Origin of the sequence: Wolbachia endosymbiont (group B) of Erebia ligea (assembly GCF_947179575.1) — a bacterium.
GTDB classification, from domain to species: domain Bacteria; phylum Pseudomonadota; class Alphaproteobacteria; order Rickettsiales; family Anaplasmataceae; genus Wolbachia; species Wolbachia pipientis_C.
In genome coordinates, this window is record NZ_CAMXBW010000002.1 from 467,601 (window position 1) to 484,716 (window position 17,116).

Here is a 17,116-nt window from a genome sequence, read left to right on the forward strand (position 1 = left end):
TTTGACACACTTTTTTGAACGTTCCCGATCAATTTTTTATTACTAGGCCAACTATTGAGTTTCTCTTGCCTTTTTCATAGGTTACGCAAGAAACTTAAAAAATAAAAGTTTTTATTCAATAATTTGTGTATAAGGGATATTATTTTACTGCTAGTGAAATAAACCAGAATGAAGTCTATTTTATTGACAAGGCCTTTATTAGATTCGTTGAGCACAAGAAGCACGCTAAAAAAATATGGATACAAAGTTTTTATAGAGCCAGTATTCACAATAAAGTACTTAAATCCTGATATATCTACGTATGAATTTGACGTTGTGATATCTACAAGTAAAAACAGTGTAAAGGCTTTCAGTCAAATATGTAAAGAGTATGGCTTTCCAATTATTACGGTTGGTAATTCAACTATGCAGGCTGCAAAAAATTTGGGATTTTCCGATATAATCTCAGCAGACAGCAACGTTGATGGTCTGATATCATTCATAAAATCTCATTATTCAAATACAATAAAGTTCTTATATATAAGGGGACAAGAAGTATCATGTGACCTAAAAAAGAGATTATCTGAAGAAGGTTTTAACGTAAGAGAAGTTGTACTCTATAAAACAATTACTAAAAGGAGTCTAACTAATAGGTGTAAAAATTTACTATTGGACGGTAAAATTGATAGCGTTGCTTTTTTTTCCTCACAAACTGCAAGGGTATTTTGTTCATTAGTTCTAAAAAGTGGGCTATCTCCTGTGATGAATAATACAGTTGCATATACCATGAGTAAAAACATTGCTGATAGTTTAAAGTTAATCAAGTGGAAAAAAATTATAACATCGAGGTTGCCTACAGGGGAGAGTTTAATTGATATAATTAATAAGGATTGTTGATGCTAAAGATTGCAACTTGGAATGTAAACTCCATACGTAAAAGAATTAACCAACTTTGTAGTTTTATAGTTGATAGTCAGATAGATATAGTTTTGCTGCAAGAGATAAAATGTACGGAAGAGCAATTTCCTTATGCAGAAATAGAAGAATTAGAATATGAATATGCTATCTATGGACAGGTTGCAAGAAATGGCGTTTGTGTTTTATCTAAATATCCAATACTGGAGAAGTTTAAAATTGATATTGTGGAAAGTCATCAAGAAGCACGTTATATAGAGTGTGTGATAAAACACACCAACAATAAGGTAAGGGTAGGAAGTGTATACATTCCAAACGGTCAAAGCCCAGACTCTCATACGTTTGAGTATAAACTCAAGTTTTTTGATAACCTATATGAAAGGATGGGCACTTTGTTGAAGAATGAAGAGTTAACCATCATAGCTGGCGATTATAATGTTGCACTGGATGAAATTGATGTTTTTGATTCAAATTTATTAAATGGCCAAGTGTGCTTTCATATAAAAGAGCGTGAGAAGTTAAGAGGAATCTTGAATCTTGGATTTAAAGACGCGTTTAGAATATCTCACCCAAATTTGCAACAATTCACTTGGTGGAATTATCAAGGCAATTCACTCAGAAACAATCAAGGAATGCGAATAGATTATATGCTATTATCGCCACAAGCTGCAGATAAATTGGAAATATGTTACATAGATGATAGGTTGCGTAAACTAGAAAACCCATCTGATCATACTCCCGTTGTATGTGTTATAAAACAATAAAAGACCTATTACACAATTCACCTTTGGCAAATAGGTCTTACTTGACTGCTGTCTTTTCTGTGCTTTTGGCTGGCTGATCTATAGTAATTTTTCCATCAAGCATAGTAAGCTGCTCACCCCCTTTATTTCCTACCTGAGGAGCTTGTTCCAGAGTAGGTTGCTTTTTACTCCCGTCAGCAATTGTTTCAAGAGAGCTTTCAATTGGGGTTTTTAAAATATCATCAATACCCTTGTGAATTTTTTCATTCAATTTTGCTCTCTTTTCTGTATCATCTTTATCTGGTGAGCTAGGGTCATATAAAGTACCTGGACTATTATTTGAAAAAAGAACCTCAACTCCTCCCTTTACAGCAAATATTGTACCAATAACAGCAGCAACTATCGCAAGTGTAGTAGGACCAAAAATTAATATTGAAGCAATGGAAAAAAGAATAGGAAGAAAAACTTTACGTAAGAACTTTGTTACCATCTCTTCATCACTAAGTAGTGGTTCATCCTCTTCTTTTTTATCCCCACCTAAAAATGGTATTTTTTCTTTCACTCCATCCATAAAGGAGCCAGAAATATTTTTCGGGTCTATTTTTATTCCCAATGGTAACCCAACAAGTTTTATTAGTGAATCCTTAGCTTCTGTACCACGTATATCAGCTACACAATCATCTACTAATTTCTTTATTTCAACATTCTTGACATTCTCTTTGTTCGCTAATTTTTTCTCTCTAACTTCTTTAAATACAGAAAGTAAAAACTGACAAAAATTCTCCTCACTGAGTGATTTTATATCTTTTGGATTGACATTATTAAGTAGTATGTCCTTATAAGCTGATATAAAATAATCAGTTATTCCTTTGTTCTCCCTTAATTTGGCTTTAACTTCTAATACTTTTACAAAGCAATCGTAAATTTCCTTATGTTCCTTCTTGAAGAGCATCTCATTTTGCCCGTTCACCTGAGTAGATGACTCTAAAGGCTTATTTTTTGCTTTTGGAACTGTCATAATGATCTATTCGTACTAACCTATGTTTTAATTATAGCATATTTTTCACATTAGTTCAAATTTCTTAGAACCTATCTTGAAAGGGAAAAAAGAAAAGAATAAAGCAAAAAATAGAAGAGTAACAAATGATATAAGTGATAAGGGAACGTAAAAAATTGCTTCCATATATTTTAAATCTGATTATAATTACAGTTAGAGATATTTTAAGAGCTCAAAATCTATCTTTGTCTGCAGACTTTTCAGTCAAACTTTTAATCAAAAAGCGTATTCTTCAGAGCATGTAAGTGTGCTTAATTTCTGTCGTATGTGCGCTGCACTTTTTTCTAATCTTTTTCACACAGGGGGATTTTATGTCCAGAATTCCAGATATTTGACCTTTACTTTAGCTAAAAATCAATAGGCGCCTATGGTTTAACACTAATTAAAATAAAAATTTTTCTAATATATAGGAAAATTACAAAATCACTATTTACTGAAAGCGGGATGTTATTGCCAAGAAAGCTGCTGATATCACAGAACCTTAGATTATTCCCAAACGTTGTTTGCGTGACGTATGAGCGTGCTCTCCTTACTTCAATAACTCTTTAATATGACTACTATTATACTTACGAAATTAACTACTCAAGGCATCCGTTCAGGGGTGTGGTAAAATAAGGTAAAAGTGAATCTACAACAACAAGGTGTCATTCCAGTGCTTGACACTGGAATCCAGCCTTTTGTAGTCTCATTGAAAGCGTTGCTTTTAATATCTATGATTAGGTTGCTTGTGAGCAATTTGGATCCCAGTGTCAAGCACTGGGATGACATTATTTTTACTTCAATATTTACACATTAGCCATGCATCTGAACAGATACTACTTAGGTCCTTTCAAGATATGTTCTTAGAGTGTGCAACATAATTAAGAAAAGCCCCAGTTGTCGCTAATTTTTATTTCTACTTCAAGTGGTATAGAGATTTCTATCGCATTTTCCATTACGTCTTTCATAAGTTTTGCTGTTTCTTGTACCTTGTCGTCCTCTACTTCAACTAGTAGCTCATCGTGGACTTGGAGGATTATTTTACCTGTTTTCAATTGATCAAAAAGCTGAATCATTGCACGTCTTATTATATCAGCGGCGGTTCCTTGCAGCGGTGCATTGATTGCTGCCCTTTCTGCAAATTGTCTTAGATAAGGAATTTTATTATTTATGTCTCTTACAAAACATCTTCTGCCAAACAAAGTTTCTACATAACCATGCTGTCTAGCAATAGATACTGCTTTTTCCGTATAGACCTTTATTTCTGGGTAACAAGAAAAATAATAATTAATGTATTCAGCAGCCTCTTGAAAGGTAATTCCAAGTCGCTTTGCAAGGCCAAATGGACTAATTCCATATATAATTCCAAAATTAATGGTTTTTGCTTTGCGTCTTAATTGCTCATCTATTTCTCGAACTCCAAAAACTTGTCTTGCGGTAATATCATGAATATCTTCCCTATTTGCAAAAGCTTCTTTAAATGCCGCAACATCTGCCACATGTGCCAGGAGTCTTAATTCTATTTGCGAATAGTCTGCAGAAATTATCTTGCACCCTTTTGGCGCAATAAACGCTTGCCTGATAAGACTACCTTCTTCGCTTCTGATAGGAATATTTTGTAAATTAGGATTGCTAGAGCTCAGCCTTCCAGTTGCAGTCACAGTGATTGAAAAGCTTGTATGTATCCTACCATCAAGCGGATCAACCTGTTTTATTAACGCGTCAGTATAGGTACCCTTTAATTTACTTGAATGTCGCCAACTTAAAATTTTACCTGCGATTTCTATCCCCTCCTCTTCAAGTGCCTCTAGAACTTTAGAGTTTGTGCTATAAGACCCAGATTTTGACTTTTTCTTTTTACTTAGCTCCATTTTATTAAACAAAACATCACTTAATTGTTTTGGCGATGCAATGTTGAATTTTTCTCCTGCTAAATTATGTATATCGTTTTCAAGTACAGCAATTAGCTGCTCAAACTTATCAGACAATTCCTGTAGTTTTTGAATATTGAGCAGTATTCCATTTTGCTCCATATCAAATATTACTTTCATAAGAGGTCTATCAAAGCGCTCGTAAATCGTAAAAAGTTTTTCCTGAAATAATCTTTGTGTCAGTTTCTCATGGATCGCTATTAAAATTTTTGCCGAGAAAGTTTCTACATTTTTACTTAAATTGTGTGCAATTATGTTTGGAATGCTGTGATCATGCTTACCTGTGTCAAGGCTGTATGACATGATCATCAGGTCATCAATTGAGCCTAGCACTCTCTCTATTGTAGGAAATATTTCTCTGATCTTTCTAATATCATGTACTATTTTAAGCACCCCATTTGAAAATAAAGTTGAATTTATTATAGTAAGTGCATCTTGTAGGCAGCTTTGATCTATGTAGAAAATATTATCCTCACTACAAGATAAGGAGATTTTATTCAATCTATTGTTTTCAAAGTGGCAATGAATTGCAATTTTACCTTCATATCTGCAATACTCCAAAAATTTTTCTAATTCTTCACTACTATATTCTATTTTCTCTTTTGTGCTAGATCCACTATAAGAAAAGAGCTTTTCTACTTTTCCTATCAATGAATTAAATTCATATTTCTTCAAAAAGGATAACAATTTTTCCATATTTGGAGGATGGACTTCATATTTTACAATATCATGTTGAAGATCTACTTTTTTGCATAGTGACAAAAGTTCTCTTGAAATTAGTGCTTTTTCCTTATGCTCAGTAAGAATATTACGAACTCTTGTTTGCTCAATGTTATTGATGTTTTCTATAACGTTATCCAATGAATCAAATTCATCTAGTAATTTAGCTGCAGTCTTTGGCCCTATTCCTGGAACGCCTGGAATGTTATCAGATGCATCTCCAGTTAGAGAAAATAAATCAAGAAGCTTATTTGAATTTACACCAAATTTTTCTATCACTTGTTTTTCATCTACGTATATATTTTTGATAGGATCAAATATTAGAATGTTGTAATTCAAAAGTTGAAATAAGTCTTTATCTGATGAGACTACTACTACTTTAAAGTCTTCGTGGTTGGCATATTTTGCAGCTAGTGTTGCAATTATGTCATCTGCTTCATAGCCTTCAATCTCTTCATAGCTAAAGTTAAAAGCTTCTACCGCTTCTCTCAGTATTGTAAATTGTGGAATTAGATCCTCAGGAGGTGTTACTCTGTTTGCTTTGTACTCAGAATACAAACTGTGCCTGAAATTTTTTTTGCCAGAATCAAGTGCTATAGTTAAGTAGTCCGAATGGGGAATATACTTCAGAACCATATTAAGAAAACCGTACACAGCACCTACTGGAATACCAGCTGTGGTAGTTAAATGATGTAAGACATAGTAAGCCCTGAAAAGAAAACCATAACCATCAATGATTGTGAAAGTTTTTTCTTTCATTGTAGATATTTATGTGTGCCTTTGATGGTCTGTTATTTAGCTATAAAAATCAAGCTCTTGTTTCCTATAGCCAAAATAATCATAATGCTATAGTTACTATAAGAAAACATATTACGTAAGGGAATTAACTATTCTGCCACAATTTTGCTCTATCACACTTGCCATATTTAATATTCCAGCTTCATCGTAATAATTTCCAATTACTTGCAAAGCAAGTGGTAAGCCTTCATTGGAAAGTCCAACAGGAACAGAAATAGCAGGTAACCCTGCTAAGCTTGCCGGCACGGTAAACACATCATTGATGCACATAATTAGCGGGTCTGGCTTTTCATTTAAGCCAAAAGCTTCTGTTGGAGCAGATGGCACAAATATGTAATCTATTTTTTCAAACGCTTTTGTAAAATCATTTCTGATTAATGCCCTAATGCACTGTGCTTTTTCATAATACTCATTGTAATGATCTGAAGAAAGCGCATAAGAACCAATTAAAATTCTCCTTTTCACTTCTTTACCAAAACCTTCTGCTCTTGTTAGCGAATACATTTCTTCAAGGGTATCAGCATCAACCCTAAATCCGTAACGTACACCATCATAGCGAGCAAGATTAGATGAAGTTTCAGCAGAACAAATTAGATAGTAAACCGGTATCGCATATTTAGTATGAGGCAGAGTAATGTCAATAACTTCAGCACCATTTTCTTTTAAATTGGAAGAAACTTTTTCCCAATGATGAACGATTTCTTCTGAAATTCCATCCATTCTATATTCTTTTGGTATACCAATGCGCTTACCCTTGATATCACCATTTATAAGATTAGAGAATTTAGGCACTGGTCTTTCGCTCGATATTGAATCTTTTTCATCATAGCCACAAATTGTTTCCAGCATTAACGCTGAATCAGAAACGGAACGAGTAATTACTCCTGCTTGATCGAGAGAACTTGCAAACGCAATCATACCAAAACGCGAACACCTTCCATAAGTTGGCTTTATTCCCACTACTCCGCAATAAGCTGCTGGTTGACGTACAGACCCACCAGTATCGCTTCCTAATGCTCCAGCGCATAAAAACCCAGCAACTGATGCTGCAGATCCACCAGATGATCCACCAGGAACAACTTTTTCTCCGTCACTTTTTCTAATCCATACATTTTTAACAGGACCAAAATAGCTATTTGTGTTCGCAGAGCCCATAGCAAATTCATCCATGTTAAGTTTACCAAGCATGGCTGCTCCACTTTTTAAAAGCACATTAGATACCGTAGATTCATAAGTCGGGATGAAATTTTCCAGCATTTTTGAGCATGCTGTTGTTTTTATTCCTTGTGTACAGAATAAATCTTTAACACCAACTGGTATGCCCATAAGTGATGAAATATTATCTTTTTGTTTCAAAAAGTATTCATCTGCTATTTTAGCAGCTTTTATCGCGATTTCTGGGGTTTTTGTTACAAATGCATTTAGTTGCTCATTTTCAACTGCACTAACATGCGTTTCTACAAGCTCAACAGCAGAAAAATCCCCCCGCCTTAGTCCATCATGCATCTCTGTAATAGTGAGCCTTCTCAATTCATTCATTAATATTCAATTTAGCGAGGCATTAATTATAACAACAATAGGACAGAAAATCTATATATTTATGATCGAAAACGGGAATACAACCGAGATCAATTCAGATTTCTGAAATGGATTAGTTAGTAGTACGTTTTAAATAGCCAGTTTGGCACACAATGCTAAGCCATAAGGGTTTAGCGTTTCTAAAATCAAATATCAACATCATGCACGTTAAGTGCATTGTTATTTATAAAGTCACGACGTGGTTCAACTATATCACCCATTAGCACCGAGAATATGCTATCTGCTTCTTCACAATCTTTTATTTCAACTTTTAGCAGAGTTCTAGTTTCTGGATTGAGTGTAGTTTCCCAAAGCTGATCAGCATTCATTTCACCAAGGCCTTTAAATCTCTGCAGAGTTAAACCTTTTTTACCATAATCCATCACTATTTTTGCAAGTGCACTTGGAGACTTTATTTTTATTTCAGTTTCTTGCGACTGTAAAAATGAATCACCATCAAATAAATCAATTATGTTATCAAGAGAACTCAATATATTCCGTATTTCTTTACTTTCAAGCATACTAAGCGAGAATACATATTTGTCTGCTAACCCTTGAAACAATTTAGCAATGTGAATTTCCTCATCTTTTACTTCTACTTCCCAAGTATATTCACTATACATCAATTTTAAATATTTTAATATCTCATCAGCAGACAATAGAGCATTCTTTTTGCTTAAAATTAGCAATGATTCTAAGAGATCTTTTGGTATTTCCCTATCATAATTTTTGCTAATGTTTGAAATACTGAGGCACTTATTCAAAACGAAACGCAAATCTTTGCCTACACCATTTAATGTTAATTTTTTAATCGCTGAATTTACTATATACTCTTCAAAAGTTTCATCATCTTTGATATAAGTATCTTTAGCATTTTTTGTAACTTTATAGAGCGGTGGCTGCGCTATGTATAAATATCCTTTTTCAATTACTTCACGCATATGTCTAAAAAAGAAAGTTAGAATCAAAGTTCTTATATGCGAGCCATCAACATCTGCGTCTGTCATAATGATAATTTTATGATACCTAGTTTTTTCAATATCGAAGTGCTCACTCCCTATTCCAGCTCCAATTGCCGTGATCAGAGAGCCAATTTCTGCAGATGAAAAAATACGATCCAGCCCTGCACGTTCTACGTTTAGAATTTTCCCTCTTAAAGCAAGTACCGCCTGTGTTTTACGATTACGTCCCTGCTTTGCAGTACCACCTGCGGAATTACCCTCTACTATAAACAATTCCGATAACTCAGGAACTTTTTCCTGACAATCGGCAAGCTTTCCAGGTAGAGTTGCAATATTAATATTGTTTTTATTTTTAACTAACTCTCGTGCTTTTCTTGCGGCTTCTCTTCCTTTTGCTGACCTAATCGCTCTTTCTACTATACTTGCTGCTAACTTGGGGTCAGTTTCAAGTATTGTACTCAACTTGTCAAAAACTATGCTCTCTACAACTGCCCGCGCTTCAGAACTGACCAATTTATCTTTTGTCTGTGAAGAAAATTTAGGATCAGGCATCTTGAGAGATAAAACACAAGTTAAGCCTTCTCTAACATCTTCTCCAGTCAAATTCACTTTTGCCTTCTTCAAAAAACCTTCATTGTTTGCATAGTTATTGATACATCTGGTTAGTGCAGATCTAAACCCTGCCAAATGCGTACCACCATCCCGTTGTCTTATATTATTTGTGAAGCATAGCATATTCTCATAGTAGGAATCATTCCACTCCATTGATATTTCTACACTGGTACCTAGATCTTTTACATTATCTCTAATGCTGGCAATTTTAGTAACATGTGTCTTATTTTTGTCTAAGTACCGTACAAAATTAGCTGTACCAAAATTATCTTCAGACTCTTTACTATCGTTAAAATGAGACTTTACATGTGGTTTATTACGGAGATCAAGCAAAATGATCTCAATATTTGAGTTTAAAAATGCCAATTCTCTGATGCGACTCTCAAGAGTGGAGTAACTAAAATCAATACTACTAAAAGTCCCCGTTGATGGCATAAACGTTACTCTAGTTCCTCTTTTATTTGTGTTTTCATTAATTACCTTTAAAGATTCAATAGACTCACCATCTTCAAAGCGCATGAAATATTCCTTCTTATTGCGCCAGATGGTTAATTCCAGCCAACTCGATAACGCATTAACAACTGAAATTCCAACACCATGTAATCCTCCAGAAACCTTATAGGTATTGCTGTCAAATTTACCTCCTGCATGTAATTGGGTCATTATCACTTCTGCTGCTGATATCCCTTCCTCTGGGTGAATGTCTGTTGGAATGCCACGACCGTTGTCGGTTACAGAAACTGAACCATCTTCATTTATGCTAACTTCAATCTTACTGCAATACCCAGCTAAAGACTCATCTATCGCATTGTCAACAACTTCATACACCATATGGTGCAGACCAGATCCATCATCAGTATCACCAATGTACATACCCGGACGCTTTCTCACAGCATCAAGACCTCTTAGGATTTTTATTGCGTCAGCGTTGTAGTTACTTTCCATGGAATTGCTTTATTTATAAATATTAATTAATATTACATTTGTATGTGCTGATTAGCAACATCTTTAAGTTGAGAGAAGAATCCTTGACATGTAGATAAAACATAACGTATCACCTACACGGAGTGGTTTTACATGTTATTTCAATACATAAACTTAAGTTCAAATAATCATACAAAACTCTGCTTCATATTTCAAGATAAATGGCTACAATCAAATACAATTTACCTTCTTCTTTCAATTGGACTTTCTAGCTCAACACAGGATAAGTTGCTCATACACTCTTCTAATATTTCATTCTTTTTATCATTGTTTAATCTATTGCTGAACTCTTGACACCTTCTCTCAAGAGCTGAATGCGTAGTCATAATATACCTTACTGTTTCAGATGATAACTCTGGTAACTCGCTACGGATCCTTTCTTGTTCTTTTCCAGAGAAATTGGTGAAATTGGCTCTGGCCATTTCAGGGAATTTTTGTGTGATCGTTTCTTTTATCATTGCTCTAGCCTCTTCTCCATCGAGTGTAATAACCACTGATGGATGTAAGCCAGATAAAGACTCAAATAATTTATTGTATGTTCCACCTGCACAACTTTGACCTTGATTACCGTAAGTTGTTGCAGCGTCTACAAGACCTTTTAAAAACATATCTTTTCTGTTTTTTATGTCTTCATCATTCAAAGGAGTTCTTTGATTTTCTGTACCTGTATTTCTATCATTGCAGGCTTTCCAACACAAAATAGCTGCTTGCTTTAGTGTTAACTTACTATGATTGTCTTCAAAATTATCTCCTGTTCTATTGATAAATCTTAAGCATTCAAGTGCATGAGATTTATCGCCTTCTGTAAATTCATTTGACTGTTTGATGTACTCTTCAATGTCGGTTGTGTTGCCTCTATTTAGCTGTACATAGAATTCATCTTTGCTTAAATTCTCTTTATACTTTTCTATGAGTCTATCAACACTCAAGTTTATACTAGCAACTGCACTTGGATCATGAGTAGTTTGTGCCATAAAAGGAATGGCTGCTAAATCTTGAAAGAAAATAGGCCTTTCTTCCTCTGGAATTTGTTGTATTAAATAGTTAAACTGCTGTATTTCTTCAATGAGTGATTTGTTTAGCAACTATAAGCACAATATAGGCAGTACCAAAAGCACACAGGAATTAATAATGTTTATAATTAAAAAAATGCTTAATGTTATTCTAATAACATTTTTTGGCCACGCTGATAATCTTTTTTCATTTTCCCTTGGTTTGAAAAAATAATTTACTAATGATAAATACAAAGAGAGCTGTACAAGAAGAAAAAATGAAGGAATCATACTTACTAATAAAACTATATTAATGAATCTTTTAATTTTATTAGTGTTGTTGTAAGCATTTTGCACTCTTTCTATTAAAGCCTGTACTCTATTTCTATTTTGCTGTTGATTATTATTTTGACCTACAAACATAACACACCCCCATTCTAACATTAATATATCATGCTATAGAAAGAATTTAAATAAAGCAAGAAATTTAGAGCTGCTTTTATTTTTGCTTAATTGGGGATACCACTTCTACACTTTCTGCTCCATCTAAGGTACTATTTGGTTTTTCTACAGTAATCTTGGGAGTTGCTTTATTCTCGATATCTGCTCCATATGAGCTAAGTACTTCAATGGCTTCTTCATTTCCGCTATTGAGCGCAATATCCAAAGCATCCATACCAGCTTTATTTTTGTGATTGATAAAATCTTTTAATTTGTCTTTACCAAAACTTTCTACATATTGTTCAATAATGAATTTTACTACCTTTCCAGGACAATTATTAGCAGCAGGAAAAAGTATTGTGTTGTTATTATTATCTTTTTTCGTTATGTCTGCTTTGAGTTTATTTATCAAATACTCGATAACTTCTATTCTGCTATCACCCTCTGCTCCAGTGCATTGCCTAATAGCTAAAAATAAAGCTGTACGCCCATTATTATCAATATCTTCAATATTCTGTCCCTTATCAACTAAGGCTTGTATTACACTTTTATTTCCATATAAAGCAGCAAGGTGAAAAGGTGTATGTCCTTCAGTGCTTTCTCTTTCATCAATTGACGCACCATTGCTAGCTAGCAATTCTATAAACTCTGGCGTGTTTGCAAAAATTGCAAGGTGCATTGGTGTTAAGTCATCTTTGCCATGATTTTCAGTTTTTGCGTTAACGTTTGCTCCGTTATTTATCAGCAATTTCGCTATTTCAAACTGCTTATACCCGATAGCAATATGTAGTGGTGTACGATTACGTTCATAATTATCATTGACATTTGCACCAAACTTTATTAGCAGCTCTGTAGCTTCAATATCACCCATCCGAATTGCAGAGTATAAGGAAGGAGATTCATCTTTTTCTATTTCCCCTGTCATACGAAATTACGAACATAATGATTCATACATTATCAAGAATTATTATTAATTTTTTATTAAAATAATATTAACAACAGCTAAAAATCTTTAATTTTTATTAAAGATTTAATATCCATCAATGCTTATATAAGCATTCCAAAAGTGAAGAAGTGAAAAAAAGCTTTTCATGAGAAATTATAAATGATAAATTGTTAATAATGAATTATCGAGAATAAATTATGTGCCTTGGTTTGCCTAATATAAACAGAGAAGGTTATTTATTTATAGTTGTTTCCTTTATCGTAACATGTATAGCATTCTCTATATCTTGGGGAGCTGGAATTACTTGCTTATTTCCAACGTTATTATGTACCTATTTTTTTCGTGATCCAGCAAGAGCTGTACCAAACAATAAGGACTTTATATTAAGTCCTGCTGATGGTGTAATTTCAAAGATAGAAGAAGTTAGTTACTCTTTATCAGAAGAGAATGAAGAAGAAAGGAAGTTTACGCTTGTTAGCATATTTCTAAGTGTTTTGAATGTCCACGTTAATCGTATACCAATATCTGGTACAATAAAGGAAATGAGTTATAAAAAAGGCAAGTTTGTTTCCGCAATAAGCAATAGGTCTAGTAATGAGAATGAAAAGCAGGTTATTGCGATTGAATATGAGAAGGGAAAAGAAATCATTGTAGAGCAAATAGCTGGATTTATTGCACGCCGCATTGTTTGTAATTTGAGGACATCTCAGAGCGTAAAAGTAGGTGAACGATTTGGAATTATAAGATTTGGTAGCAGAGTAAATATTTATATTCCCGCTGGAATAGAAGTAAGAGTTTCAGAAGGGCAAACTGTTATTGGCGGTGAGACAGTTATAGCAGATTTTAATAAACAAGAGAAGCTTACTTTTGATGTTATATGAATAACGATGAAAGTAACAGTAAATTTTTACCTATTACCAAGTTATTCCCAAACTTTATAACTTTATTAGGTTTATGTGCTGGCCTTACTTCACTTAAATTCACATTTAATGAACAATGGGAATTTTCAGCAATTTTTATTATCATTGCAGCAATAATAGATGGAATGGACGGCAGGATAGCCAGAATTTTAAAATCAACTAGCGATTTTGGAGCACAACTCGATTCTTTTGCAGATTTTCTAAATTTTGGTTCAGCACCTGCTTTTCTTTTATATTTTTGGAAGTTAAATGAAATTAAAGTTGTAGGATGGATTTTAGTAATGATATATGTAATCTGCATATCAATAAGACTTGCAAGATTCAATGTTTCGCTACATTTAGAGCAAGTATACTGGAAAAAATTTTTCTTTTCTGGTGTTCCAGCTCCTGTATGCGCTTTACTTGTTCTGTTTCCAATAATTATTACCTTTCAATCTCATGAAAGTGAATATTTACTTCTTATAGAGCAATTTTTTAACGTAAAGAATACAGCTTGTTACTTTTTGGCCATTTCATTTTTTTCGATAAGTCATATTCCAACTTTCTCTGCAAAATACATTTCTGTCCCTAAAAGTTTATCTTATATATTTGTGTCATTTTTTGGAATATTGATCATATTTTTTATAAGTAAGCCCTGGATAACACTACCAATTTTAGGTGCAGTTTATATCTTGACTATTCCAATAAGTACCGGACTTTATATACATTACGCATATAAAACTAGTCAGCTATATAAAAAATAGTGAGCAGCATGATTATAAAAGTAACTGATCTATTAAACTCTTTTTTATATATAAAGATATTCAACATACCATTTATAATTATTTGGGTAATTGCAACTGGGGTTTTTTGTACGATTCGATTCAAATTCATTAACTTTAGGTTGTTCAAACATGGGATACAAACACTATTCAACCTAGAGAGCCATAATAATAACGGCATAATCACCCACATTCAGGCATTTGCAACGGTAATTTCAGGAACAGTTGGTCTTGGAACAATATCAGGAGTTGCAATAGCTATTACAATAGGGGGGCCAAGTGCAGTTTTTTGGATGATAATTACCGGGGTACTTGGCATGTCAATAAAATTTGCTGAAGTAGTGCTTGCATTTACTCATCGCTCTGAAAACACAACTGGTGGGGCTTTTTATTATATGGAACATGGACTTGCAAAGATTGGATTTATGAAGACTGGCAAATTCCTTGCATTTATCTACGCAGTTATGCTGCTTGTTGCAATGATTCTAGGCGGCATACCATTTCAGGCAAATCAAATTGCAGCGTTGTCAAGTAACTTATTTGAATACAACACATCTGTTATTATCTCGCTATTTGTATTAATTGTAATACTGGGAGGAATAAAGCGAATTGCTTTAGTTGCAACAGGTTTAGGGCCGATCATGATAATGTTATATATAGGCATGTGTATATATTTAATCTGTGTAAACGGAAATAATCTACTGAATGCTCTATCTATAATATTTCAAGATATCTTTAACAAATCAGCTATAGGAGGTGGAGTATTGAGTGGATTAATAGCAGGGGTAAGAAGGTCAGTGTTTGCTAATGAAGCAGGTACTGGAACAGCAGCTATAGCACATTCGATTGTAAAAGAGAAAGACCCAGTTAAAGTTGGAAGTGTTGCAATGATTGCACCATTTGTAGACACAATATTAGTCTCATTTTTGACTGGTATTGTGATAATTATCACCGATATGCATAGCACTAATACCGTAGGTGATATTACGTTAGTTAGCTCAGCATTTTCAACAGGCTTGCCTTTATTTAGCAAGCTAGCTCTTCCGCTGATAATGTTTTCCTTTGCATTTTCCACAATAATAGCTTACTATTACTACTGTGAAGTTGCCCTAGTGTACTTATTTGGTAACAAAAAAGTACTGATATTGTTTCAGTTTTTTATAGTAGGTTCAGTGTATATCAGCTGTATATCAAAAAATATAGAATTTATATCTTATTTAGGTGATAGCCTGTTTATGTGCCTTATGATCCCAAATGCTGTTGTGATATATCTACTGAGAAGGGAAGTCTTAAATACAATAGACTCTTATTACAAAAGGTATTAAACATGATTTATAGAATGCTTTATATGGTGTTATTTTGCCTACCATTTAATGATGTATACGCTGCTTCAATTTTTCATAAAAGTTATGACACTGCATTAAATGGAGTAAGCAACTTCATGAATGAAGTGTTGTTTTTCAAGATCTTTTACGTACCATTTATAATTCTTTTATTGGCCTTTGGTTATATATTTCTAACACTACGTTTTAGATTTCTCAACATAAGGATGTTTAAGCATGCGTTCGCTATTTTATGTGGAAAATATGACACAGATCATCATGATGGTCACATTACGCATTTTCAGGCATTTGTAACCGCGCTGTCAAGCACAGTAGGCCTTGGAACTGTTGCTGGTGTTGCAATCGCAATTTCAATGGGAGGGCCAGGAGCGGTACCTTGGATGATGATTACAGGTTTTTTTGGTATGTCTGCAAAGTTTGCTGAAGTAACTTTAGCATTCAGACACAGAACAGAAGGCCAGGAGCAGTTATTCAGTGGTCCCTTTCAATATATAAGAAATGGACTAGAGAAATTTGGATTTAAGAAACTTGGTATTGTCCTAGCTGCAATATATGCAGTGTTTTTTATATTATCAGGTCTTGGTGGAAGTGTGGCATTTCAGACTAACCAAATGGTTTCAATATTATCTGGCTATTCAAATTGGATAGATGGTCATCCTTGGTTTCTCTCTTCCATAATTTCTACGTTACTTGCTCTGGTAATTATCGGTGGAATAAGGAGAATAGCTAGAGTATCTTCTGCACTAGTTCCTATTATGTCACTCATATATATTTTGAGCTGTGTCACAATCATTGCATTCAATATTCACAATTTTAGCAATACATTGAAAATATTGTTTTCCAGTATGATAGACTTCAATGCTGTTGGTGGAGGAGTAGTAGGAGCATTTGTTGCTGGAATTCAAAGAGCAATTTTTGCTAGTGAAGCAGGTGTTGGTTCTGCCTCAATTACTCACGCTGTAGCTAAAGATGAGGAGCCAGTTAGAACTGGGCTGGTTGCGATGATAGAACCATGCTTTGATACAATGTTAATTTGTTGCTTGACAGGAATAACAATAGTAATAACAGGTGCATACCAGACCGGCATTGGCGAGGGAATATTGATCACCCAAAAAGCATTTGAAACAGTTTCTTCTTGGTTTCCTATACTTTTAACCATCGCTGCGCCTTTGTTTGCGTTTTCCTCAGTAATTTCATTTGTATATTGTTGTGAAATGGGATGGCTGTATTTGTTTGGTGTAAAAAGTGTAGTAATATATCGTATAGCGGTGGTAGTAGTTGCATTTTTGTCAGGTTTGTCTAAAGATATAATGGCTATTGCTAATATTGGTGGGGCTTTATTCTCTTGTTTAGCACTCATCAATATGACAGCACTTATACTGTTTAGCAATCAGATTAACAATGAAGTCCAATGTTATCTAAAAAGGCTAAGGAATAATAAAATTAATTAAATTC

The 17,116-nt window shown here is 33.9% G+C and carries 13 protein-coding genes; 6 read left to right on the top strand and 7 right to left on the bottom strand.

The window, feature by feature from the left end:
- The first annotated feature begins 168 nt into the window (after positions 1-168).
- Positions 169-876, top strand: coding sequence for a uroporphyrinogen-III synthase (locus OM962_RS02840; RefSeq protein ID WP_264330738.1), 708 nt, complete (start codon positions 169-171; stop codon positions 874-876).
- A complete protein-coding gene (locus OM962_RS02845; RefSeq protein WP_264330739.1) occupies positions 876-1,658 on the top strand; it encodes an exodeoxyribonuclease III in 783 nt (260 codons plus the stop codon). Before OM962_RS02840 ends, OM962_RS02845 begins: the two co-directional genes overlap by 1 nt.
- 37 nt (positions 1,659-1,695) lie before the next feature.
- On the opposite strand, the gene OM962_RS02850 is transcribed toward OM962_RS02845, so the two are convergent.
- The 7 genes from OM962_RS02850 to OM962_RS02880 form a co-directional block, all read right to left on the bottom strand.
- Complete coding sequence (locus OM962_RS02850) at positions 1,696-2,655, bottom strand: hypothetical protein (RefSeq protein WP_264330740.1); 960 nt, start codon at positions 2,653-2,655, stop codon at positions 1,696-1,698.
- An 899-nt stretch (positions 2,656-3,554) separates the two neighbouring features.
- Positions 3,555-6,083: a DNA polymerase I gene (gene polA / locus OM962_RS02855; protein WP_264330741.1), complete on the bottom strand. Its 2,529-nt coding sequence runs from the start codon at positions 6,081-6,083 to the stop codon at positions 3,555-3,557.
- 111 nt (positions 6,084-6,194) lie between these two features.
- Complete coding sequence (gene gatA / locus OM962_RS02860; RefSeq protein WP_264330742.1) at positions 6,195-7,661, bottom strand: Asp-tRNA(Asn)/Glu-tRNA(Gln) amidotransferase subunit GatA; 1,467 nt, start codon at positions 7,659-7,661, stop codon at positions 6,195-6,197.
- Positions 7,662-7,846: 185 nt separating this feature from the next.
- On the bottom strand, positions 7,847-10,219 hold the full coding sequence (gyrB, locus tag OM962_RS02865) for a DNA topoisomerase (ATP-hydrolyzing) subunit B (protein WP_264330743.1): 2,373 nt from the start codon (positions 10,217-10,219) through the stop codon (positions 7,847-7,849).
- Between the two features lie 221 nt (positions 10,220-10,440).
- Positions 10,441-11,343 carry a hypothetical protein gene (locus tag OM962_RS02870; protein ID WP_264330744.1) on the bottom strand — a complete coding sequence of 301 codons (903 nt, stop codon included), beginning with the start codon at positions 11,341-11,343 and terminating at the stop codon, positions 10,441-10,443.
- Complete coding sequence (locus OM962_RS02875; RefSeq protein WP_264330745.1) at positions 11,344-11,673, bottom strand: hypothetical protein; 330 nt, start codon at positions 11,671-11,673, stop codon at positions 11,344-11,346.
- A gap of 76 nt (positions 11,674-11,749) precedes the next feature.
- Positions 11,750-12,616, bottom strand: a complete 867-nt coding sequence (locus OM962_RS02880; RefSeq protein WP_264330746.1) for an ankyrin repeat domain-containing protein — start codon at positions 12,614-12,616, stop codon at positions 11,750-11,752.
- 218 nt (positions 12,617-12,834) lie between these two features.
- Here OM962_RS02880 and OM962_RS02885 point away from each other — a divergent pair, with 218 nt between their 5' ends.
- Genes OM962_RS02885 through OM962_RS02900 form a run of 4 tightly spaced genes read left to right on the top strand, consistent with a single transcriptional unit; the run spans position 12,835 to position 17,112 of the window.
- On the top strand, positions 12,835-13,518 hold the full coding sequence (locus OM962_RS02885; RefSeq protein ID WP_264330747.1) for a phosphatidylserine decarboxylase: 684 nt from the start codon (positions 12,835-12,837) through the stop codon (positions 13,516-13,518).
- Positions 13,515-14,300 carry a CDP-alcohol phosphatidyltransferase family protein gene (locus OM962_RS02890; RefSeq protein WP_264330748.1) on the top strand — a complete coding sequence of 262 codons (786 nt, stop codon included), beginning with the start codon at positions 13,515-13,517 and terminating at the stop codon, positions 14,298-14,300. Before OM962_RS02885 ends, OM962_RS02890 begins: the two co-directional genes overlap by 4 nt.
- An 8-nt stretch (positions 14,301-14,308) precedes the next feature.
- Positions 14,309-15,643 carry an alanine/glycine:cation symporter family protein gene (locus OM962_RS02895; protein ID WP_264330749.1) on the top strand — a complete coding sequence of 445 codons (1,335 nt, stop codon included), beginning with the start codon at positions 14,309-14,311 and terminating at the stop codon, positions 15,641-15,643.
- Between the two features lie 2 nt (positions 15,644-15,645).
- Positions 15,646-17,112, top strand: coding sequence for an alanine/glycine:cation symporter family protein (locus tag OM962_RS02900; protein ID WP_319606742.1), 1,467 nt, complete (start codon positions 15,646-15,648; stop codon positions 17,110-17,112).
- Positions 17,113-17,116 lie beyond the last annotated feature (4 nt).